The sequence below is a fragment of the Nocardia sp. NPDC058114 genome (assembly GCF_042884695.1).
In the GTDB taxonomy this organism is placed as follows: domain Bacteria; phylum Actinomycetota; class Actinomycetes; order Mycobacteriales; family Mycobacteriaceae; genus Nocardia.
In genome coordinates, this window is sequence record NZ_JBHVTK010000004.1 from 351860 (window position 1) to 374536 (window position 22677).

General features: G+C 68.6%; 18 protein-coding genes and 1 tRNA gene. 16 read left to right on the forward strand and 3 right to left on the reverse strand.

Annotated elements, in window-relative coordinates; translation table 11 throughout:
* Positions 1-525 precede the first annotated feature (525 nt).
* Positions 526-2349: a DUF4407 domain-containing protein gene (locus ACFVVI_RS17710; protein WP_387446012.1), complete on the forward strand. Its 1824-nt coding sequence runs from the start codon at positions 526-528 to the stop codon at positions 2347-2349.
* 36 nt (positions 2350-2385) lie between these two features.
* Here the strand turns inward: ACFVVI_RS17710 and ACFVVI_RS17715 are convergent, their stop codons facing one another.
* The gene (locus tag ACFVVI_RS17715) at positions 2386-3897 is read right to left on the reverse strand and encodes an MFS transporter (protein ID WP_387446013.1); all 1512 of its coding nucleotides are present in this window, start codon (positions 3895-3897) and stop codon (positions 2386-2388) included.
* Positions 3898-3977: 80 nt separating this feature from the next.
* Here ACFVVI_RS17715 and ACFVVI_RS17720 point away from each other — a divergent pair, with 80 nt between their 5' ends.
* The 6 genes from ACFVVI_RS17720 (at position 3978) to ACFVVI_RS17745 (ending at position 10699) form a co-directional block, all read left to right on the forward strand.
* On the forward strand, positions 3978-4523 hold the full coding sequence (locus ACFVVI_RS17720) for a TetR/AcrR family transcriptional regulator (RefSeq protein ID WP_387446014.1): 546 nt from the start codon (positions 3978-3980) through the stop codon (positions 4521-4523).
* 163 nt (positions 4524-4686) lie between these two features.
* Complete coding sequence (locus ACFVVI_RS17725; protein WP_387446015.1) at positions 4687-6300, forward strand: adenylate/guanylate cyclase domain-containing protein; 1614 nt, start codon at positions 4687-4689, stop codon at positions 6298-6300.
* 239 nt (positions 6301-6539) lie between these two features.
* The gene (locus ACFVVI_RS17730; RefSeq protein WP_387446016.1) at positions 6540-7394 is read left to right on the forward strand and encodes a hypothetical protein; all 855 of its coding nucleotides are present in this window, start codon (positions 6540-6542) and stop codon (positions 7392-7394) included.
* Positions 7391-8416 (forward strand): DUF4129 domain-containing protein, encoded by a 1026-nt coding sequence (locus ACFVVI_RS17735; protein WP_387446017.1) that lies wholly within the window; start codon positions 7391-7393, stop codon positions 8414-8416. The genes ACFVVI_RS17730 and ACFVVI_RS17735 overlap by 4 nt, the downstream gene beginning before the upstream one ends.
* A complete protein-coding gene (locus tag ACFVVI_RS17740; protein ID WP_378634537.1) occupies positions 8413-9408 on the forward strand; it encodes an AAA family ATPase in 996 nt (331 codons plus the stop codon). The genes ACFVVI_RS17735 and ACFVVI_RS17740 overlap by 4 nt, the downstream gene beginning before the upstream one ends.
* A gap of 4 nt (positions 9409-9412) precedes the next feature.
* A complete protein-coding gene (locus ACFVVI_RS17745; RefSeq protein WP_387446018.1) occupies positions 9413-10699 on the forward strand; it encodes a DUF58 domain-containing protein in 1287 nt (428 codons plus the stop codon).
* A 178-nt stretch (positions 10700-10877) separates the two neighbouring features.
* Here the strand turns inward: ACFVVI_RS17745 and ACFVVI_RS17750 are convergent, their stop codons facing one another.
* Positions 10878-11624 (reverse strand): RDD family protein, encoded by a 747-nt coding sequence (locus ACFVVI_RS17750; RefSeq protein ID WP_379312232.1) that lies wholly within the window; start codon positions 11622-11624, stop codon positions 10878-10880.
* Between the two features lie 18 nt (positions 11625-11642).
* Here ACFVVI_RS17750 and ACFVVI_RS17755 point away from each other — a divergent pair, with 18 nt between their 5' ends.
* From ACFVVI_RS17755 to ACFVVI_RS17770, 4 genes are all read left to right on the forward strand, one after another.
* On the forward strand, positions 11643-12677 hold the full coding sequence (locus tag ACFVVI_RS17755; protein WP_378989397.1) for a stage II sporulation protein M: 1035 nt from the start codon (positions 11643-11645) through the stop codon (positions 12675-12677).
* A 1126-nt stretch (positions 12678-13803) separates the two neighbouring features.
* The gene (locus tag ACFVVI_RS17760) at positions 13804-14442 is read left to right on the forward strand and encodes a class I SAM-dependent methyltransferase (RefSeq protein ID WP_387446019.1); all 639 of its coding nucleotides are present in this window, start codon (positions 13804-13806) and stop codon (positions 14440-14442) included.
* A gap of 43 nt (positions 14443-14485) precedes the next feature.
* Positions 14486-15325 (forward strand): alpha/beta hydrolase, encoded by an 840-nt coding sequence (locus tag ACFVVI_RS17765; RefSeq protein ID WP_387446020.1) that lies wholly within the window; start codon positions 14486-14488, stop codon positions 15323-15325.
* Positions 15322-15858 (forward strand): TetR/AcrR family transcriptional regulator, encoded by a 537-nt coding sequence (locus ACFVVI_RS17770; RefSeq protein WP_378989394.1) that lies wholly within the window; start codon positions 15322-15324, stop codon positions 15856-15858. The genes ACFVVI_RS17765 and ACFVVI_RS17770 overlap by 4 nt, the downstream gene beginning before the upstream one ends.
* A 51-nt stretch (positions 15859-15909) precedes the next feature.
* Here the strand turns inward: ACFVVI_RS17770 and ACFVVI_RS17775 are convergent.
* A tRNA-Leu gene (locus ACFVVI_RS17775) sits at positions 15910-15992 on the reverse strand.
* A gap of 219 nt (positions 15993-16211) precedes the next feature.
* Here ACFVVI_RS17775 and ACFVVI_RS17780 point away from each other — a divergent pair.
* The 5 genes from ACFVVI_RS17780 (at position 16212) to ACFVVI_RS17800 (ending at position 22670) form a co-directional block, all read left to right on the forward strand.
* Positions 16212-17636 carry a DUF3662 and FHA domain-containing protein gene (locus tag ACFVVI_RS17780; protein WP_387446021.1) on the forward strand — a complete coding sequence of 475 codons (1425 nt, stop codon included), beginning with the start codon at positions 16212-16214 and terminating at the stop codon, positions 17634-17636.
* A 168-nt stretch (positions 17637-17804) separates the two neighbouring features.
* Positions 17805-18281 carry an FHA domain-containing protein gene (locus ACFVVI_RS17785; protein WP_062992366.1) on the forward strand — a complete coding sequence of 159 codons (477 nt, stop codon included), beginning with the start codon at positions 17805-17807 and terminating at the stop codon, positions 18279-18281.
* Positions 18278-19729 carry a PP2C family protein-serine/threonine phosphatase gene (locus ACFVVI_RS17790; protein ID WP_378989392.1) on the forward strand — a complete coding sequence of 484 codons (1452 nt, stop codon included), beginning with the start codon at positions 18278-18280 and terminating at the stop codon, positions 19727-19729. Before ACFVVI_RS17785 ends, ACFVVI_RS17790 begins: the two co-directional genes overlap by 4 nt.
* Positions 19729-21201: an FtsW/RodA/SpoVE family cell cycle protein gene (locus ACFVVI_RS17795; RefSeq protein WP_378634561.1), complete on the forward strand. Its 1473-nt coding sequence runs from the start codon at positions 19729-19731 to the stop codon at positions 21199-21201. Before ACFVVI_RS17790 ends, ACFVVI_RS17795 begins: the two co-directional genes overlap by 1 nt.
* Entirely contained in the window at positions 21198-22670 is a 1473-nt protein-coding gene (locus ACFVVI_RS17800; RefSeq protein WP_378989391.1) for a peptidoglycan D,D-transpeptidase FtsI family protein, read from the forward strand. The genes ACFVVI_RS17795 and ACFVVI_RS17800 overlap by 4 nt, the downstream gene beginning before the upstream one ends.
* Positions 22671-22677 lie beyond the last annotated feature (7 nt).

Below are 22677 nucleotides of genomic sequence, written 5' to 3' on the forward strand. Positions count from 1 at the left end.
TCGATCCCGGACAACCCCCGCCTACCTGCGTGAACACAGTCGACGAGCAGACTCGGTTCCACCGTCGGCCGGGGGCCGAAAGCTGAACTCACCTGCACCGCAGCAGATTTCCCTGCAGATGCCCTGGTCAAACCTCCCACCTCCGCTAACCAGGGGTGGGGACTGTGAGATATTCCCGACACGGGCCCCCACAAGCGCTCCAGTCAGCCGACCGTACGGTCTGTATTGCGAAATGTGCGCCACAGCACACTGCTGGCAAACTTCTGGCAGTGTCGTTCGACACAAATCGGGCACAGACGGCGGTGCGGCCCGGCTCGCCGCGCGCGACACGCCGAGGTCGGCACAGAAATGTTTCGGTCAGCGCGATGACTGGACCCATCCACTGTGAGGCTGACCACAAGCAGTACCTCGGCACTCGGTGTGTCGGTGTCCGGCCTGTCACGCTGACACAACGAATCCATGCCAGTTTCGCCTTATCTACCAGTTTCGCCATGCCCAGTGGAGCGCACGACCCGGGGAGAACTCATGACCGGCTTACTCACCTGGCTCGGCGGAGGCCTCGCCTCGCCACGGCGCCGGGACCACGAATCGGGCGCCGACCTGGCTTTCAGCCATGAACAGGGCCGTTATCTCGTCACCGGTGCCGCCGTGACGTTGTTCGCCGTGATCGCCGGTCTCGTCGCGATGTCCGCACTGCTCGCCGCCGACGCTGCCGTGCTCGTCGCGGTGCTGTTCGCGCTGGTCATCGCCGTCGCCGCGGGAGCGCTCGGCCGGGCACTGGCGACCGCGCGGCCCGGTGCGGACGACGATCGGTTCGGAATCGCGGCCCGGATCGGGGTCGGGGTGCTGGCCGGGGTCTTCGTGGCCGAACTCGCCGCCACCGTGCTGCTCGGCGGGACCGTCGACCGGGAACTGGATGTGCGCGCCCAGGCGAGTGCCGAGAACGCGCCTGCCGTGGTCGCCGCCCGCACCTCGTTCGACCTCGCCACCGCCGACCGGGCCGCGCTCGATCTGAGTATCGCCAAGTCGCAGGCCGACATCGACCGCGCGCTGGTGATCGCCCGCTGCGAGTACAACCCCACCGCGGAATGCCCGCGGACCAGAATCACCGGGGTACCGGGTCGCGGTCCGGAAACGCAGACCGCCAACGACATGCTCGACGACGCCCGCAAACAGCTCGCCACGGCGCAGGGCCGCATCGAGGGCCTCGACCAGCGGGTTCGCACCGAGTCCGCCGCGCTCGCCACCGCGCGGACCAGCGCGTTCGCCGACGGCGACCGTGGCTTGGGCGCCCGCTGGCTGGCCATGAACAGCTACACCGCGTCACACGCGGGCGCCGCCGCGCTGCGCCTGCTCATCCTGCTCGCGGGCATCGTCGTGGCCCTGCTGCCGCTGCTGCTGCGCTGGTGGCGCGGGGAAACCTCGCTCGACCGCCGGGTCGACGCCGCGGAGGTGGCCGATCGGGCCCAGCGCGAGGCCGACGCCGCCATCGCGGTGAAACGCGCCGAAGTGCGCACCGAGACGGCCGCCTTGCGCGCCGAACACGAGCTCACCGCCGCGCAACTGGCCATCGAAGCCGATACCGTGATCGATCGAGAACGTCAGCGCACCAGGATCATCGCCGCGATCGGCGGTTTCGAGCTCGGGTTCACCGAGCCGCATCGAAAGGACGACTCCGTGTCTCTGGAGCCGAACGTCACATCGCAGCTGCCCGCGGGGTACGTCCAGCACGCGCTGCCCGCCGGCACCGCCGGGGCTCTCGTCCCCGCCCACCAGACGCCCACCCAGCAGCCGCCCGCGCAAGCACCGGCCGGCGGTGGCGGTTTGGAGTTGCCGATCATCGGGACGGTGCCGTTCACCGACACCGCCGCCCGCTGGATCCGTCCGCTGGTACCGGCTTTCGTGGCCAATGCCTTCGACTCGGCCACCCACCCGATGCGGACCGCGCGGCAGGCGTTCGAAGAGGTCGAAGAGGTGACGTTCACGCTGCGCCGCACGCGCAAGGTCACCGTCGACACGCAGGATTCCGCGCAGCAACAGCAGGTCCCCGCCGGATATCAGTTGCAGGGTCAGCCCGCGCAGGGTTTCCTGCCGCCCGGCGCCTACCCGCAGCAGCAGTACCAGCAGCCGTACCAGCCGTACGCCCAGCAGATCGCCTCGAACGTGGTCGACGCGCCGTCGAGCCGCTTCCACCCGGACCCGCGTCAGTACCCCTCGGCGCCGAACTACACCGCGCTGCCCGCCGGTCAAGGCAATGGCCTGCCCGAGGCGGACAGCCACGGCGAGCTCGCCGGCGGAAACGCCAACGAGCTGCCCGGCAACCGGCGTCAGCTGCCGCCCGCCCGCTGATCGCACGGGGTGGCCGACAATCTCGGCCACCCCGGCTCAGCCGCGCGTGGTCTTCGTCCGGACCGCGCTGTAGGCCGCGAACAACAGCACCGCGACGATGCCGAGCACCGTCAGATGGATGCCGCTGACGAACGCCTGGTTCGCCGACGACAGGAACTCCGCCGCCACCGCGGCGGGCAGCTCACCGGCCACCTCGACGGCACCGCTGAGCGAGCCCGACGCGGCCGCCACGGCGTCATCCGGCAGCAAGGACACGTCCAGACCACGCCGGAAGATCGCCATCACGGTGCTGCCGAGCAGGGCGACACCGAGGGCAAGACCCGTTTCGTAGGCGGTCTCCGAGATCGCCGCGGCCGCACCGGCGCGTTCCTCCGGCGCCGATCCGACGACCAGGTCGGCGGCCACGGTCATGGCCACACCGGCACCCAGACCGATGCCGACGAAACCGAGCACGAACGCCTCGGCGCCGCTCACCGCGTCGACCGCGAGGAAGGCCGCCGCGCCGATCGCGGTGACGACCAGCGCACCGGCCAGTACCAGCGCCGCACGCCAGCGCCGCACGAGCCAGGCCGCCGCCAGCGAACCGAACACGCTCGCCGCGAGCCCCGGCAGCATCAGCAGACCCGCCTCCAAGGGCGTGCGGCCGAGCACCAGCTGCAGATACTGCGATCCGAAGAACAGCACGCCCGCCAGCGCGAACACCGCGAGCAGGTTGGTGAACACCGCCACCCGGAACCGCGGCAGTTCGAACAGCCGCAGGTCGAGCATCGGATCGGTCAGGCGACGCTGCCTGCGCACGAACAGCACGGCCGAGACCACACCGACCAGGCCGACCAGCAGCGCGCTCACCGCCGGACCGTGCGCGGCGGTTTCCTTCACCGCGTAGACCACCGGCACCAGCGCCAGCATCGACAGCAGCGCGCTCAGCGCGTCGAACCGGCCCGGGTTCGGGTCACGTGACTCGGGGATGAGCAGCGGGGCGAGGGCGAGCAGCACCAGCATCACCGGCAGGTTCACCAGGAACACCGAGCCCCACCAGAAGTGCTCGAGCAGCCAGCCGCCGACCAGCGGACCGGCCGCGGCGCCGCCACCGGCCATCGCACTCCACACACCGATCGCGACGGTGCGCTGACGCGGGTTCTGGAACATCGATCGGATCAGGCCGAGCGTGGCGGGCATCAGCGTGGCGCCCGCGACGCCCTGTAGGACGCGCGCGGCGATCAGCATCTCCGGCGACACCGCCCACGCGGCCAGCGCCGAGGCGATGCCGAAGCCGACCGCACCGATCAGCAGGAGCTTGCGCCTGCCGATCCGGTCGCCGAGATTGCCCATCACCACCAGCAGACCGGCGAGCACGAAGGAGTACACGTCGATGATCCAGAGCAGCTGTGGCGTGCTCGGGGCGAGGTCGGCGCTGATCGCGGGCACGGCCAGGTCCAGCACGGTCGCGTCCACGGCGAGCAGCAGCAGGGCCAGGGCGAGTACGCCGAGGCCCGCCCACTCACGCGGGGTGGCGCGCGTCGGGGTGAGTGCTGTGGGGGTGTTCATCGGTCTCTCGTCTTTCAGGTTGGTAAACCGTCCAGACGGTACAGTAACAAGAAAACCGTCCAGACGGTACAGTGATTGCCGTGAGCTCTGACACCCGCGATCGCATCCTCGACGCCCTGGAGACCCTGCTGCTCGAACGCGGCGCGGCACAGATGACCCTCGACAACGTCGCCGCCGCGGCGGGCGTGTCGAAGGGCGGGCTCCTCTACCACTTCAAGAGCAAGGACGCCCTGCTCGTCGGCCTGGTACAGCGGCTCGGCGAGCGTGCCCGCACCCAACTCGACGACGCCAGATCGAGCGGGAGCTCCATCGCCGAGTGGTACCTGCAGACGCCCGACCCCACCGCGCAGGACGACGCTGTAGAACTCGCCCTGTACCGCTCACTGCTGGCGACCATGCGCACGATCGACGCGTCGGCGGGCAGCGAACCCGACGAGGTGCAGCGCGCGCTCGACGAGGTGATGGCGGCCTGGTCGGACAACCTCGAGACCGAGGTGGACGACCCCGTCCGCGCCGACACCATCCGACTGGTGGGCGACGGGGTCTACCTGCGCGCCCTGCTCGGTCTGCCGCAGATCGAACCCGCGCGCTACCGGGCCGTCGTCGACAACCTGCTCCAGGGTTGAGTGCACATTTGTACACCGAACGAGGCTGCGGACAACAGGACGGTCGACGGACCGGTGGACGGTCACAAAACTGGGTGCGACCAGTTGGTATAGCCGCCTGACTAATGCAGTGACCTGCGCAACTCTGTGGCCGACACCGGGTTCACCGGTTTACAGTTCAGAAGTGATCAACCGCGATGGACCGGCGGGCGCGGCACGATCAGCGCCATGGGGCTCGCCGCTGCTCGGGCCAGTCGACGAGGCATCGAAGATCCGTCGAGTTCGGGTGCAGTTACTACTCACCGTCCCGCTGCTCATCGCCAATCTGATCGGCATCGCCATGGTGGTGGTGCTCGCGGGCTTCGTGCTGCCCGGTCCCACCGTGTTCACTCGGCAACTCCTGCTGGTCAACAGCGTGTTCACACCGCTGTGCGCTGCGCTCGCGCTGGCGGGCGGCACCGTGTGGGGCACCGTGGCCGGGGTGCGCTCGATGGGCTGGGCCACCGATCCCGAGCACGTGCCGACGCCGGCCGAACAGCAGGTCACCGTGTCGGCGCCGCGCTGGATGGTGCTGCAGCAGGCCATCCTGTGGACGCTGACGTTGACCGTGCTCACCATCGTCTACGGGGTGCTCGAGCCGGCGCTGATCCCCAAGGTCATCCTCTCCACCGGCGCCGCCGCGATCGTCGTGTGCGCCAACAGCTACCTGATCATCGAATTCGCGCTGCGCCCGGTGACCGCGCGCGTGCTGGCCGCCGACCCGCACCGCCGCCGTGGCATCGGCGTGTTCGGCCGGACCATGCTGTCGTGGTTCGTCGGGGTCGGCGTACCGGTGGCGCTCACGATGACGGTGGCGGTGTGGGCGCTGGCCGATCCCGCGGTGAGCAAGGCCAGGCTGGCGGTGTGCATGCTCAGCCTCGGCGGCTCCGCGCTGGTGTTCGGGTTGATCCTGATGGCCCAGGTCGTCGCGGCGACAGTGGCCCCGATCAAGGGGGTGCGCCAGGCGCTGCGGCACGTGGAGAACGGCGACCTCGACGCCGAGATCGCCCTCTACGACGGCACCGAACTGGGCGAACTGCAGAGCGGCTTCAACACGATGGTGCACGGGCTACGCGAGCGGGCGATGATCGAGGACCTGTTCGGCAAGCATGTCGGCCACGATGTCGCGATGGCGGCGATCGCCTCCCAGCCGGTGCTCGGCGGCACCGAAACCGAGGCAGCGGCCCTGTTCATCGACATCATCGGCTCCACCACGATGGCGGCCACCCTGCCCGCACCCGAGATCGTCGGCATTCTCAACCGGTTCTTCGACATCGTCGTCGACGAGGTGGAACGGCACGGCGGGCTGCTCAACAAGTTCGAGGGCGACGCGGCGCTGGCGGTGTTCGGTACCCCCGCTCCGCTCGACGACCTGGCTGGATCGGCGCTGTCGTGCGGTCGGGCGATCCAGCGCCGATTGCGCGACGCCTCCGATCTCGACGCGGGTATCGGCGTCGCGGCGGGGCGGGTGGTCGCGGGCAACGTCGGTACGCACAATCGGTACGAGTTCACGGTGATCGGTGACGCTGTGAACGAGGCGGCTCGGCTGTGCGAGCTGTCCAAGCAGCACGACGAACGTTTGCTCACGTCGGCGACCACGCTTGCCGCTGCGGCCGACTCAGAATCCGCGCAGTGGATTCTCGGTGAGACGGTCACGCTGCGTGGGCGATTGAAGCCCACGCAGGTTGCGCTGCCGAGGGTATCGGCGTCGGTTGATGAGCGGTCAGCTGTCGGGCGCGGGTCCGCCGATGTTCGGTAGGAATTGTCAACCGTAAAACCGGGCCAGGGGCGGGTGTACCTTGCTGTGTTTGCCGGAGCGCTGACGCGCTCGAGTCGGGGCCCTTCGGGCCCCCGATCTTCCCTCCCTCCGGGTACTCCTTCGTCGCACCCTCCGGTCAGTCCAGATCGGGGCGGGCCCCTCTCGGTGAAGACATACCGGGCGGGGCGGACGGGATTGACTAGACTCGGCCCGTGCGTCCCGCCGATACGGTTGGCGTCGTGAGGGCGGGAGTCGATCCGGCACCGGGGCCTGCGCCGGGGCCGCCAACACCGCCGACGGTGCCGATCCGCCCCTTGCGTTTCCGCGAATTGCTCGATGAGCCGTTCGCCCTGATCCAGGCCCATATCCGGACCTTCGCGGTGCTCGGCGGCAGTGCGCTCGTGATCGGTGTGCTCGTCACGCTCGGGGTGACCGGTCTGGTTTCCCACCTCACCGACGGCTCCGACGCGGGCACCGCGTGGGCGGCGATCCTGGCGACCGCGGCCTGCGTGTGGGTGGTTCGCCTGGTCCTGCGCGGCGCGACCGTCGCGATCGCGCTCGCCGACTTCCACGGGGTGCGCTACGGCGTGCTCGACGGGTTGCGGGCCGCGGGCAGGCAGGCGACGCCGCTGGTGCTCGCGCAGATCATGTTCACGCTCACCGGGATCGGGGTGCTGCTGCTCGGCAGCATTCTGGTGATCACCTATCCGCTCGCGCTGATCTGGCTTTCGTATGTCCGGGCGCGGCGGTTCGTCACCGAGCCGGCGATCGTGGCCGAGCACGCGGGTTTCGGTGTGGGCGTTGCCCGTTCGAAGGAGCTCGTGCAGGGTGCCGACTGGTCGACCGCGGGTCTGTGGCTCACCCAGCGGTGCATCTTCGCGGTCCTCGCGGTGCCCGCGTTCGGAATTCCGTTCTTCCTCTCCGACTTCTCCGGCACTCATCGCTGGGCTTTCATCACCCTGCTCGTCGGCGGGTTTCTGCTGGTGGTGACCGTGAGCGAGATCGTCGAGGCGACCAGCCGCGTGCTGTGCTACATCAGCCGGCGGTGTGTGCGCGAAGGCATGGACATTCGAATTCCCGGTGATCGCCGGTGACCGAGTTCCCTGACGGCGTCCCACCGCAGCCCCGTCTCGGCGCCGCCGCCGAACATCGCGCCGCCGCCGAGAACGCCGCGGGCCGCCGCGATTACGACCGCGCACTGCGCGAACGCTTCCGCGCCGTCCTGCGCGGACTCGAACAGGACGGCAGCTTGCCGGTGCGCCGCTCGCGCACCGCGCAGGAGACCGCCGACGACGCGACCACGGCATTGCCGCTGGAGCAGTCCACCGAATTGCATCCGGCGGCAAGGAGTTTCGACGAGGTCGTCTACGGCGGACGTAGCGCCACCGAGGACGAGTACCGTCGGCTCGAATACGCCGACCGGTACTCCCAGTCCGCACCACCTCCCGTTCTCGATCCGCTCGAGGTCGAGGTGGTCGAGCGAGAACCCAAGCAGCGCAGGAAGCTTCCACCCCTGCCCCCGATCCTGCGCAGCCCCCGCTTCTGGGCGGTGCTCGCGGCGGGACTCGCCATCGCCCTGCTGGTCTACGCCACCATGCAGTCGTGCGGCGCCCCCAACGCACCCCACCCGCCCGATCTGCCCAACCCACCCGACCCGCCCGAGTCACCTCCTGATGACAACGACCTCGATTTCGGCAGCGGCAAGGACTCGATCTTCACCCGCCTGCCCGGCTGGCTGGCGTTCGGCGGCTTGCAGTTCCTGCTCGCCTTCGTGGCGCTGATCTGGTGGCGGGCCCGCAGGCGTGGCGCGCTGGTCGGCGAGCCGCGCCCGGTCGAGGTCCCCGCGAACGAGCTGCTCGCGGGACAGGCGGGCCTGTATCGCCGCTCCGGCGACGTGGCCCATGTGGCCCATGTCCTGCGCGCGGCGACGCTGCGCCGGATCACACCGCGGCTGGGCGGCGAACTCACCGGCGATCAACTCGTCGAAGCCGTGTCCAGCCGTCTCGGCGTACCCGGTCGGCAGATCGGCACTGTCCTGTTCGGCGAGGTGCCGGACGAGACAACCCTCCATTACATTGCCGCACACCTCGAATGGATCGAGACGGAGCTCGGATGACAAATATTTCCAAGGACGCTGTGCTGCTCGAGACGCCGAGCGCGCAGGAGGCCGCGGCGGCACTGGCCGCACTGCGCACCGAGATCGGCAAGGCGGTGGTCGGCAACGACCAGGCCGTGCTGTACCTCGTGCTCGCCCTGCTGTGCCGAGGTCACGTGCTGCTCGAAGGTGTTCCCGGCGTGGCGAAGACGCTGCTGGTGCGCGCCCTTGCCACCTCGTTGGCGCTCGAGCACGCACGCGTGCAGTTCACCCCGGATCTGATGCCGGGCGATGTCACCGGATCCCAGATCTACGACCCGCATTCGGCCGAGTTCACCTTCCGCAAGGGTCCGGTCTTCACCAACCTGCTGCTGGCCGACGAGATCAACCGCACCCCACCGAAAACCCAGTCCTCGCTGCTGGAATCGATGGAGGAGCGCCAGGTTTCGGTGGACGGTCAGCCGCGTCCGCTGCCCGATCCGTTCGTGGTGGTCGCCACCCAGAACCCGATCGAGCAGGAGGGCACCTATCCCCTGCCCGAGGCGCAACTCGACCGGTTCCTGTTCAAGGTCGACATCCGGCTGCCCGACCGCGACGACGAGTTCCGCATCCTGCAACGCCACGCGAGCGGCTTCGATCCGCGCGACCTCGGCGCCGCCGGACTGCGACCGGTGGCCGGACCCGAACACATCGCGGCCGCGCGCGCCGCGGTGGGCCAGGTGACCGTGAGCCCGGAGGTGCTGGCCTACATCGTCGATCTGTGCCGTGCCACCCGCTCCTCCCCCGCCGTCGCGCACGGCGCGTCCACCCGTGGCGCGACCGCGCTGCTGGCCGCCGCCCGCGCCTTCGCCTGGCTCAACGGCCGCGCGTACGTGACGCCCGACGACGTGAAAACCGTGGCGATGGCGGTCCTTCGGCATCGCTTGCAGTTGCGGCCGGAGGCCGAGCTGGACGGGGTGAGCACCGAGGGCGTGCTCTCGTCGTTGCTGGTCTCGGTACCGGTTCCGGTCTAGCGACGTGGTGGTCACAGGCCGGTTCGCGCTGCTCGCCACGGTCGCGGCGGCGGTGGTGATGTTCGTGGTGCCGACATGGGCCGGCGTGCTCGGCGCCTGCGCGGTGCTGGTGGCGCTGCTGCTGACCGATATCGCGCTCGCCGCGCGGGCGGATGCGCTGTCGCTGACCCGTGATCCGCTGACGGTGGTGCGGCTGGGACGCGGCACCGAGGTGGAGTTGGCGGTCACCAATACCGGCACGGCCACGGTGCGGGGCCTGCTGTGGGACGCCTGGCCCGACAGCGCGCGTGCCGACATCCGCGAACACCAGCTGGATCTGGCCCCGCACACCCGAATCCGGCTGCGCACCAGCCTGACTCCCACTTATCGCGGTGATCGGGTCGCAGGCCCGGTGACGGTGCGGCTGCTCGGTCCGCTGGGTCTGGCCGGACGGCAGAGCCGGATCGACGTGCCTGCCAGGGTGCGCGCACTGCCCGCGTTTCGCAGTGAGCGGCTGCTGCGTTCGAAGGTGAAGCGGCTGCATCATCTCGAGGGGCGCAATGTCGCCAATACGCGCGGGCAGGGCACCGAGTTCGATTCGTTCCGCGAGTACGTGGCGGGCGACGACGTGCGCAGCATCGACTGGCGGGCCACCGCGCGCGCGAACGGCGTGCTGGTGCGGACGTGGCGGCCGGAACGCAACCGGCACATGCTGATGGTCCTCGATACCGGGCGGGCCGGCGCGGGCCGGGTCGGTGAGGGAACGCGGCTCGACAGCGCGATCGAAGCGGCGCTGCTACTCGGTGGTCTGGCCGCCGCCGCGGGCGACACGGTCGACCTGCTGGCCTACGACCGCCGAGTCCGCGCGGAAGTGAGTGGCGTAGGCGGTAATCAGCTGCCTTTGAAACTTATGCACACCCTCGCCGGGGTTACTCCACAGCTGGTGGACACCGACACCGATGGGCTGGTACGCGCCGTGATCTCGCGGGTTCGACGGCGGGCATTGATCGTATGGTTCACCAGTCTCGACGGGCCGACCGTCACCGAGCACCTGTTGCCCGCGCTGCCGACGCTGACACGGCGTCATCGGGTGCTGATCGTCTCTGTGATCGATCCCGACATCGCGGCGGCGGCGAGTGACCGTTCGCAGGTCTACACGGCGGCCGCGGCCGAGACTGTGCTGGCCGAGCGTGCGCTCGTGCAGGAATCGCTGCGGCGGCGCGGGGTGGCCGCGGTGGCCGCGGCACCCGATCGACTGCCCGAGGCGCTGGCCGACGAATACCTCGAGCTCAAGCAGTCCGGCTCGCTGTGATCGGTGGCATCGCGAATTGTGCACAACCGCACGTGGTTGTGGATAACCGCAGTTTCCACCGGTACTCACAGTTCATCCACCGACTCACCAACAGATTCATCCACAGGTGGGTTTGTGCACAGGTGGGTTCCCGCGCAACCTGATTCGTACACAGGCGATTCATCCACAGGCTGTGGAGCTAGACCCGTGAAAGCTGCTGTCGCCGAGCGAGAATCGCGCCGAGCACGTGATAGGGCGGGTAGCCGACGGGCACCGGGCAGCGCAGTGCGGCGCACATGGCCTCGACGAGCTGGGTGCCCAGATAGTGCTGTGTGGGCGGCGTCAGCGTGGGCAGCCTGGTCAGATACCGCCGTGCTGCCGCGGCCAGTTCGTCGGAGATCCCGCTCGGATCCAGCTGCGCCGACCAGCCTGTCAACCAGGGCGGGGCGACCGCCAGCGACGGTACCGGCATGGTCTGGCGGGTGTGCACAACTACCGTCCCGGCGAGCACGTCACCCACTCGTCTGCCCTCGCGCGAACACAGCGACGTGACAACCGCGACCGCGCCGAACGCACCGAGCATCCAGAAATCCACAATCGCGCCCGCGAGGCCGCGGGTGAGCGCGTGCCGGAAGTCGATCGGCCCGGCGTCGGCGCGCACAACACGCAGGCCGAAGGCCAGCTTGCCCAGTGACCGGCCGCGCGAGACGGTTTCGCTGACCACCGGATAGGCGATCAGCACGGCCACCAGCGTGATGACCGCCGTCACCGAGAACCAGGCCGAGTCGGCATCGGTGGCCAACAGCACGAGCATCAGGACATATTCCAGCGTCGCGGCGAGGGCCAACTGGAGCATCAGGTCGAGCAGAAAAGCGCCCGCACGGCTGGGGATGCGCGCGATGGGGAGGTCGAGCGCCACCGCTTCGCCGGTGGTGAATTCAGCCATGTGGCTAGCATTCCCGATATGGACACCGATGCCTACAGCTGGGCACGTCAACGGTCGTGGTATCGGCTCGATCAGCTCGTCCGCCAGCGCAAGCTGTCCGGCGCGGAGGCCGACGAGCTGGTCCGGTTGTACCGGTCCACGTCGCAGCAGCTGGCGAGATTGCAGGGGCACCACCCGGATCCGGAGCTCGTCGGCCGGCTGAGCGCGCTGCTGGCGCGGGCCCGTGGGCGGGTGCTGGCGGCGCGGTCGCAGCCGTGGCGCGAAGTCGGCCGGTTCTTCACCCGGCACTTTCCCGCGGCTGTGTACAGAGCTTGGCCGTGGTGGTTGGGGACAACTGCGATCTTCCTCGGCGTCGCGGGCGTGATCGGCGTGCTTGTGGATCGTTCGGCGGCGGCCCGCGATGCGCTGGGGATACCGGAGGGCGACCTGTCGGATGTCACCGGACCTGGGGGTTCGTTCGAGTCGTACTACTCCGCCCACCCCAACGAGGCCTTCGCCGCGAAGGTGTGGACACACAATTCGCTGGTATCGGCGATCGCGTTGTTCACCGGTGTCCTGATCCTCCCGGCTGTGTACGCACTGTTCATGAATGCGCTGAATCTGGGGATAACCGGTGGATTGATGGCCGAGGCGGGGCGACTGGATTCGTTCTTCGGCTTCATCCTGCCGCACGGCACGCTGGAGCTCACCGCGCTGTTCGTCGCGGGCGGGGTGGGGTTGAAGCTCGGGTGGACGCTGGTCGACCCGGGTCGGCGCAGCAGGGCGGCGGCGATGGCCAGGCAGGGGCGTGCGACCGCGACCGTGGCCCTCGGGCTGGTGTGCGTGCTGCTGGTATGCGGCCTGCTCGAGGGTTTCGTGACGCCGAGTCCGCTGCCTGCGCCCGTACGGATCGCACTGGGGTTCGCGGCCGAGGCGCTGTTCCTCTACTACGTGTTCGGGATCGGCAGGCGGGTGGCCGAGGAACAGGATGCCGCGGCGGCGGTGCCGGTCGCGGCGGCGGATCCGGCCGATCGGTGGCTGATGACGCCGGCGAAGGCCGTTGACCGGGCGTGAGTTCGCAACTGTGCGTGCATTTGTGAGGCCGACAACTCCGAGCACACCGCGTCGGGACAGCACCGGACAATCGGCAGCTACAGAAGGTTAAGAGACGGTGACGAACTCCCCCATTTGAGTTCCGCTGGCCGCAGTGAGTCGGGCTCGAACTGCGGCCAGCGTTACCGTCAACTGTACACAATCGTTATGCCCACGCAACCCCCAACGCGCAGGTCCGGGGTAGGAATTGTGAACCTGCAAAGCCCTGTGGACGCACCGATTTTCACACCTCTAGCAAACTTCTGGCGCGCCCCTCACCGAGCAGTCGGCGGCACCGAGAATTCACCCCGAGCAAACCTTCGATAACGAATCACGCACCCTCGACGGGTCCCGCTCGCGAATGTCGGGCAAGGTTGCTTCGGATCACACTGAGGCCAAGACATAGCTGTCACCTGGGGTTTCGGCAACGGAATTACGGTTGCCGCCTACTTGAAACGTTAAAAGAAACCTCAGGTTTGTTAACTACGTTGCAAACGAGATGCGCGCCCAGCAATCACAGTGAAACACCGAATTCATCGCCTCAAACTGGACGAACGACTGGTTGCGAACGGTCCGCCGAACGGACAGAAATCGGCAGAAGAACATCCGGAATACAAGGTTGCACAGGCAGTGTGACCTTCGCCTCACCTGCGAGGATCAGGAGTATCCGACGGCGCGAGCGGGCATGTGCGCCTCGGCAGGGGCAGCAGCGATACCGGCAGGCCACGGTGGTCATCGGGCTGCCGAAACAGACGCGAGGTCGGGTTCAGCGCGCGAGAGGGGCTCAGCCGATTCGAACGACCTCGGTGACGTTGCCTGCCGGAGCCGCCGCCCCTGGTGATGAGCGCGGCTCGCTGTAGCGGGTCCCCGGCGACCGTGCCCGGCAGCGGAGTCGAGGGGCGTACGGCGCCGGTCGAGGGGTCGACAACGGCAGAGTCGAATCCGTCGAGGGGGGTTGTCGCGTCGGCCCCGATGCGCCGCCGGGTGCGGATGCCGCCGTCGACGACCAGCCGACCCCCGTTGCCGAGAGAGGCGTACCACCGCGCCGAGCAAGCCGCCCTCGGCCGACGGCCGACGGCGGCGCGAAAACGCCGCCTACGATGGCGAAATGACCGGGGTCAAAGATCGCCTGCTCACGACAATCGCCGGACAGCTCGGGAATCCGCACGGTGTGCTCGGTAAGGGCGTGGCGTTCGTCCTCAATCGCGGGAACAAGCGGGCCATCGCGGCGGCGGTCGATGCCGCGGCGCCGCCCACCGGAGCGACGGTCGCCGATATCGGCTTCGGCGGCGGGGTGGGACTGGAGTTGCTGCTGGCGCGCGTCGGTGCCGAGGGCACGGTGCACGGCATCGAGCCCTCCCCCGACATGCTCGCCCGTGCCCGTGGTCCTTTCGCGGTGGAGGTCGCGGAGGGCCGCCTCCTCCTCGCCGACGGCACGCTCACCGCGCTCCCACTGCCCGACGCGAGCCTGCACGCGGCGATCACCGTCAACACCATCTACTTCCTCGCCGATCTCCCGGCCGCCTGCACCGAACTCGCCCGAGTCCTGCGCCGGGGCGGCGTCGCGGTGATCGGCATCGGAGATCCCGACGCCATGGCCAGAATGCCCTTCACCCCTTATGGATTCACCTTGCGCCCGGTCGCCGATGTGGTGGCGGCGCTGAGTTCCGCGGGACTGACGGTGGAGCAGCGCACCTTGCCGAATCCGCCCATCCCCCACCACCTGCTGATCGCCCGCAAGGCCTGACCCAAGCCTTGACCGACCGGTCGGTCATGGCTACCGTCGGTCCATGACACCGTTCACCGTCACCACGCCGTACGGCGAGATCGCGGTACACCTGAGCGGATGCTCGCCCGACGACGCACCGGGACTGCTTCTGCTGCACGCGAATCCGGGTGACCATCGCGACTTCGATCAGATCGTGCCGACGCTGGGCAAGACGTGGGCCGTCGCCGCGGTCGACTGGCCGGGCTACGGCGCGTCCACGGTCACCGACCCGAACGCCGTCACCGTCGACGCGCTCGGCGACATCGCCGTGCAGGTGTCGACATCGTTGGCGCAGATCGGTTTCGGTTCACTCACCGTGATCGGCAACAGCGTCGGCGGATACGCCGCAGTGCGGTTGGCCGAGCGCGCACCGGACCTGGTGCGCGGGCTGGTCCTGGTGCAGTCGGCCGGGTTCGCACCGCTGAATCCGTTGACCAGAACCATGTTCGGGCTGATCGCGCGCCCCTCGGTAGCCCGGCGGTTCGTCGTCCCGCACGCGCGGCTCTACCTGGGCTCGCTGCGCAACGAGGGTGTTCGCCCCCTCTTCGAGCGGGCACGCGAGGTATCCGGCGATCCGATCCGGCTCGCCGTATATCGCAGCCTCTGGCGGAGCCTGGACGACCCGCGCGTCGACCTGCCCGCCGCGGCCCCACTGCTGCCCGGGCTACCCGTCCAGGTCGTCTGGGGCCGCGACGACCCCACCAATCCCTGGCTGATGAACCGGCGCGGCATCACCCGCGCCCTGCCCGGCGCGCCGGTCGCCGTACTGCCCACGCGGCACGAACCGTTCGCTCAGGCGCCCCGGTTGTTCCTCGACGCTGTGCGCGAGTTCCTCACCGCCCGTGCTGGAATGCCGCAATGAGATCCGCCGAACCCGGGCGCCGCGCCCTCCTGAACGCGGGCAGGCAGCTACTGGCCACCGAGAATCTGAGCAAGCTCTCGGTCAACGCGATCGCGGCCGAGGCCAACATGGCCAAGGGCAGCTTCTACCAGCACTGGCCGAGCCGCGAGTCCTACATACTCGCCCTGCACCGCGCCTTCCACGACGATCTCGACGACCAGGTCAGCGCGGCGACCGCCGACCTCCCACCCGGCGAAGCACGCCTCGCGGCCGGGATCGCCGCCTACCTCGACGGCTGTCTGGCCGCCCCCGCGACGAAGGGCCTATTAGTACAGGCCAGAACCGACGCGGGTCTGGCCACCGAGGTGAGCGCCCGCAATTCCGCCGCCGCCGGCCTGCTCGCCACGAACCTCACGGCGATGGGCTGGTCCGACGCCGCGCCCGTCGCCGTCCTGTTGGTAGCCGCGATAGCCGAAACCGCCCTACTCGAGCTGGACGCACAGTCGCCCCGGCCGGATCTGCGGGCGGCCCTGTTTCGCATCGCCCGTCACTGACCCCGGAAACGACCGAAGGCCCGATCCGGAAGGATCGAGCCTTTAGTCTTGTGGGCGAAGGGGGACTTGAACCCCCACGTCCTTACGGACACTGGCACCTGAAGCCAGCGCGTCTGCCATTCCGCCACTCGCCCGAGCGACTGGAAAAATCTAACATGCCCCGCGGCCGAAAATAAAATCGATTCCCTGACCTGCGGCGATGTCGATTGAAAGGGCGCGGGAACTGGGTCACGCCGCCGGGAGTTACCCAGGTAGAGGATCGTGGATATCATGCAAGGAACGTGGTCGGGTCCGGACACGCCGTAACCAGCGTGTCGAGGAGGGCGGACACGCGCACCGAAGGGAGGGCTGTGATGGGCATCGTGTCGAGATTCGAACGTCGCTTGCAGGGCGCTGTCGGTGACGTGTTCGCGAGGGTGTTCGGCGGCAGTGTGGTTCCCCAGGAAGTGGAGGCCGCGCTGCAGCAGGAAGCCGCAGATCAGATCCAGGATCTGGAGGGCGGGCACCGTCTCGCGCCGAACAGTTACGTGATCACGATCAACGAGACCGATCACGGCAAGCTGGACGCCGATCACGACCTGACAACCAAAGCGTTCGCCAAACATCTGCAGGATTACATCCGCGAGCAGGGCTGGCAGACCTACGGCGAAGTACACGTGGCGTTCGAGGCATCACCTACGCTGCACACCGGAATGTTCAGAGCGAGCGGCCGCGTCGACCCCGACGCCGGTCGTGGGACGGCCCCACCTCGCCCCGGACCGCCACAACGACCCGCACACCCGCAACCAGGAGCTGGCCCCATGACGCATAACTCAGGCTACGAGCCCGGCCGAGAGCCCGCGGAGTCCGATCCACGCAACCGCGGGTACGCACCGCCGCCCGCCGGCGCACCAGGGGCTTCCTACCCGGCCGACGATTACGGCCGCGGTGGCGGCTACGGCGCGCCCGAGGCGCAGCCCGGATACGGCGACGCATACGGCCAGCAGGGCGGCGAATACCAGAACGGCTACGACCCCGCCGCGCCCGCCCAGCAGGGCTACGGCCAGCAGGGTGGCTACGGCGCCGCGCCCGCGTACGGCGAGCCCGGCTACGACCAGCAGGGCGGCTACGGCCAGCAGGCCTACAGCCAGCAGGGCGGCTACGGCGCGCAGGGCGGCCAGGCCGGTTACGCCGACCCGGGCTACGACCAGCAGGGCGGCTACGGCCAGCAGGGCTACGCCGAACCCCAGCAGGGCTACGGCCAGCAGGGTGGGTACGGCCAGCAGGGCTACGCCGACCCGGGCTACGACCAGCAGGGCGGCTACGGCCAGCAGGGCTACGCCGAACCCCAGCAGCAGGGCTACGGCCAGCAGGGATACGGCGCGCAGCCCGGTTACGCCGAGCCCGCCTACGGCCAGGAGGAGCAGGGCGGCTACGCCCAGCCCGCCGCCGGTTACGGCCAGCAGGGCTACGGCCAGCAGCAGGGCGCGGGCTACGGCGCCGCCCAGTCGAGCTACTCGGCCACGCTCCAGCTCGACGACGGCAGCGGCCGCACCTACGCGCTGCGCGAGGGTTCCAACATCATCGGCCGCGGCCAGGACGCCCACTTCCGGCTACCCGACACGGGGGTGTCGCGTCGCCATATCGAGGTGCGCTGGGACGGCCAGACGGCCATGCTCTCCGACCTGGGTTCCACCAACGGAACGCTCGTCAACGGATCCCCCGTGCAGGATTGGCAGCTCGCCGATGGCGACGTCATCCGGGCCGGACATTCCGAGATCCTGATCCGGATCGTCTGATCCCGTAAGCTGCGCGGTGCACGTCACGAGTCGACGCTGTCGGCTCTATGATGCTGCCATTACACGCACGGTCCCGACCTCGGGGCCCGCAAGCCAGCACGCTGGTGGGGGTGGTTCGCCCCGCACCTGCCGTACCGACGTACCCGGGCGAACAGGAGGTGGAACGCCGTGCAGGGATTGATCCTGCAATTGACCCGCGCGGGGTTCCTGCTGCTGCTCTGGTTGTTCGTCTGGGCCGTTCTGCGGACCTTGCGCAGCGATATCTACGCGGCATCCGGCATACGGATACAGCCGAGGGCAACCCGCGGAAATCGCGGATCCATCGGTCTGCCCTCCTTCAGCCGAAGCCAGAAGGGCGCCAAGTATCTAGTGGTGACTCATGGTTCACTCGCCGGCACTCGAATCACCCTCGGCACGCAACCGGTCCTCATCGGACGCGCCGACGATTCCACGCTGGTACTCACCGACGACTACGCCTCGACCAGGCACGCGCGACTGTCTCAGCGTGGTGACGACTGGTACGTGGAAGACCTCGGTTCCACCAACGGCACATATCTAGACCGCGCGAAAGTCACCACCGCCGTCCGTGTTCCGCTCGGCACTCCTGTGCGAGTCGGCAAAACAGTGATCGAGCTGCGATCGTGACACTTGTTCTGCGCTACACCGCGCGAAGCGACCGCGGACTCGTCCGGGGCAACAACGAAGATTCGGTCTACGCGGGCGCACGCCTGCTAGCGCTGGCCGACGGCATGGGTGGGCACGCCGCCGGAGAAGTGGCCTCCCAGTTGATGATCGCCGCGCTGGCGCATCTCGACGACGACGAGCCCGGCGACGACATCCTCGGCAAGCTCGACCACGCCACGCATTCCGGCAACGCCGCCATCGCCGACCACGTCGAGGCCGAACCCGAACTCGACGGCATGGGCACCACGCTCACCGCCATCCTGTTCGCGGGCCGCAAACTCGGCCTGGTCCACATCGGCGACTCGCGTGCCTACCTGCTGCGCGACAGCGAACTCGCCCAGATCACCCGCGACGACACGTTCGTGCAGTCGCTCGTCGACGAGGGCCGGATCACCGCCGAACAGGCGCACACCCATCCCCAGCGTTCGCTGATCATGCGTGCCCTCACCGGCAACGAGATCGAGCCGACGCTGATCATGCGCGAAGCCCGCGCCGGTGATCGTTATCTGCTGTGCTCCGACGGACTTTCGGACGTGGTGAGTGACGAGACCATCGGCAACACCATGCGCGAGGGCAACACCGACGAGTGCGCCGACCGGCTCATCGAATTGGCGCTGCGCAGTGGTGGGCCCGACAATGTGACCGTTGTCGTCGCCGATGTGATCGACCTCGACTACGGCCAGAGCCACCCGATTCTCGCGGGCGCCGCCTCCACCGAGGAGGAGGAAGACTCCCCGCCGCCGAACACCGCGGCAGGGCGTGCCGCCGCGATGCGTCCGCCGCGGGCGCAACCGCGCCGGGCAGCCGCCGCACCACCGCCGCCGGAGACGAAGTCGCACAAGCTGCGCTGGCTGCTGCTGTCGCTGGCGTTGATCGCCGCGGTCGCCGTCGGACTCGTGGTGGGCTACAAGATGATTCGCAGCAACTACTACGTGGGCGCCGACAACGACAAGGTGGTCGTGATGCGCGGCCTGCCCGGTTCGATCCTCGGCTACTCGATCCACGATGTGGAGCTGACGGGCTGTGTGAACAGCAAGAGCGAGCTCACGCTCGTCGAGGTCGGCAAGTCCGCGCCGAGTGGGTGCAAGCCGCTGCTGGTCAGTGACCTGAAGCAGACCGGGCGCGACCAGGTGCAGAAGGGCCTGCCGCCGGATTCGCTGGACAAGGCGCGCGGCAGCATGAAGGTGCTGGCGCAGAACGAGCTCCTGCCGCCGTGCCCGAAGAAGGAATCGGTACCGCAGCCCGGCGTGCTGCCGCCCGAGCAGACCCCGGTGATCCCCGGCGGCGCACCGACTCCCGGCCCCGACCAGCCCGCGACACCGACCACGACCACGCCTGCCCCGACCACCACCACCGTCCCCCCGACAACCCCGCAGATCTCAGGGGAGAACTGCCGGGTGACGGACTGATGTCCGCACCGCCACCGCCGTCGGCTGGGGCGTTCCCCAGTCCCCCTGGTGGATTCGCGCCGGCGCCGCCGCCGTCGACGCGACGCAACCAGGAGTTGCTGCTGCTGGCGGGCGCGGCGGGCATCACCACGGTGTCGTTGTTCATCGTCGAGGCGAGCCAGGAACAGTCGATCACCACCGACATCGCCAAGTACGGGGTGGCTTTCCTCGCGCTGTTCGGGATCGCGCATCTCGCGGTGCGCCGGTTCGCGCCGTTCGCGGACCCGCTCCTACTACCGATTGTGGCGCTGCTCAACGGATTGGGGCTGGTGCTGATCCACCGGCTCGATCTCGCCGAAGCGCAGAAGGCGGCGTACGACGCGACATCGGTCCCCTCCCCCGACGCCAACCAGCAGATCATGTGGACCGGCCTCGGCATCGTGGTGTTCATCAGCCTGCTCATCGTCTTGCGGGACTACCGCACGCTGGCGCGCTACACCTACACACTAGGCCTGGTAGGGCTGGTCGCGCTGGCGATTCCGGCACTGTTGCCGAGCCGGTTCTCCGAAGTCAACGGCGCCAAGATCTGGATCCGGCTGCCCGGATTCAGCATGCAGCCGGGCGAATTCGCGAAGATCCTGCTGATCATCTTCTTCGCGGGCGTGCTGGTGGCTAAGCGTGACCTGTTCACCGCGGCGGGCAAGCACTTCCTCGGCATGGAATGGCCGCGACCGCGCGATATGGGCCCGATCCTGATCGTGTGGATCGTCTGCATCGGCGTACTCGTGCTCGAAAAAGACCTCGGCACTTCGCTGCTCATCTTCGGCACGGTGCTGGTGATGATCTACATCGCCACCGAACGGGTGGGCTGGCTGATCATCGGCGGCGGCCTGCTCGCGCTCGGATTCGTGTTCGCCTACGAACTGTTCGGGCACGTACGCGTGCGCGTGGACACCTGGCTGCACCCGTTCGACGACTACCACAACACCGGCTACCAGATCTCGCAGTCGATGTTCGGCTTCGCCACCGGCGGACTCGCAGGCACCGGCCTCGGCAGCGGACGGCCCCAGCAGGTGCCCTTCGCCAAGACCGACTTCATCGTCACCACCATCGGCGAGGAACTCGGCCTGATCGGGCTCACCGCGGTGCTGATGCTGTTCCTGATCTTCATCGTCCGCGGGCTGCGCACCGCGCTCGCCGTGCGGGACAGCTTCGGCAAGTTGCTCGCGGCGGGCCTGTCCTTCACCATCGCGATCCAGATCTTCGTGGTCGTCGGCGGTGTCACCAAACTGATTCCACTCACCGGTCTGACCACGCCGTTCATCTCCTATGGTGGTTCGTCGCTGCTGGCGAACTACGCGCTGCTCGGGCTGTTGATCAAGATCTCCGATGCGGCCCGCGCACCGGCACCGGCCCGTAAGCGCGCGCCCGCCCCGATCGCGGACGCGGCCACCGAACTGGTCCGCAGGCCGGAAAGCAGGGTGAGCGAATGAACACACCTCTGCGTCGCGTCGCCGTCGCCGTGATGGTGATGGTGGTGGCGTTGCTCGTGAACGCGACCTACCTGCAGGTGGTCAAGGCCGACGACCTGCGCAGCGATCCGCGCAACTCGCGGGTGCTGCTCGACGAGTACTCACGCCAGCGCGGTCAGATCTCCGCGGGCGGCACGGTGCTCGCCGGCTCCGTCGCGACCGACGACCGGTACAAGTACCTGCGCGAATACCCCTCCGACCCCTCGGCGTACGCGCCGGTCACCGGCTTCTACTCGATGCAGTACGGCAAGACCGGGCTCGAGCTGGCCGCGGATCCGCTGCTCTCCGGCAACGACTCGAGTCTGTTCGGCCGCCGGCTCATCGACATGTTCTCCGGACGCGATCCGCGCGGCGCGAACGTGCTCACCACGCTGAATCCGATGATGCAGCAGGTCGCCTACGAACAGATGACGTCGAAGGGCTACACCGGCGCCGTCGTGGCGATCGAGCCGAGCACCGGCAAGATCTTGACCATGGTCTCCACGCCCAGCTACGACCCCAACGAGCTGTCGGGCCACGACGGCGCGGCGGGTCGCGCCGCCTGGGAACGACTGAGCACCGATCCGAGTCAGCCGATGCTCAATCGCGCCGTCTCGCAGACCTATCCGCCGGGGTCGACGTTCAAGACCGTCGTCACCGCGGCCGCACTGTCCAACGGCGTCGCCGGTCCGAACGACCAGTTCACAGCCGCGCCCAACATCACCCTGCCCGGAACCAGCACCACGCTGGAGAACTACAACGGCAGCACCTGCGGCGACCAGCCGACGGCCAGCCTCTACGACGCGTTCCGGCGTTCGTGCAACACCGCGTTCGTCGAACTCGGCGTGAAGGTCGGCGCGGCGAAGCTCAAGGACGAGGCCGCCGCGTTCGGCATCGGAGTCGAGGATCCGCCCGGTGTGCCGATCCCGGTCGCCGAATCGACCGTCGGCCCGATCCCGGACAACGCCGCGCTCGGCCAGTCGAGCATCGGCCAGCGCGATGTGTCGGTGACGCCGCTCAATGTCGCGGTGATCGCCGCGACCATCGCCAACGGCGGCACCAGGATGCAGCCGTATCTGGTCGATCAGACCCAAGCGCCCGATCTGTCGGAGCTCAGCAAGACCAAGCCGGTCAGCGTCGGGCAGGCGGTGAGCCCCCAGGTAGCGTCGACCCTGACGGATCTGATGGTCGCCTCGGAAGCCAATACCGCGGGCGGCGGACGGTCGCCGTACCAGATCGCGTCCAAGACCGGAACCGCCGAACACGGCAGTAATCCCCGTAACACCCCGCCACACGCCTGGTATATGGCCTTCGCGCCCGCGCAGAACCCGAAGATCGCCATCGCGGTGATCGTCGAGAACGGCGGCGATCGGGCCCTGGCGGCCACCGGAGGTTCGGTAGCCGCGCCGATCGCCAGGTCGGTACTGGACGCGGGCCTGGCAGGGGGCTGAACGAAAT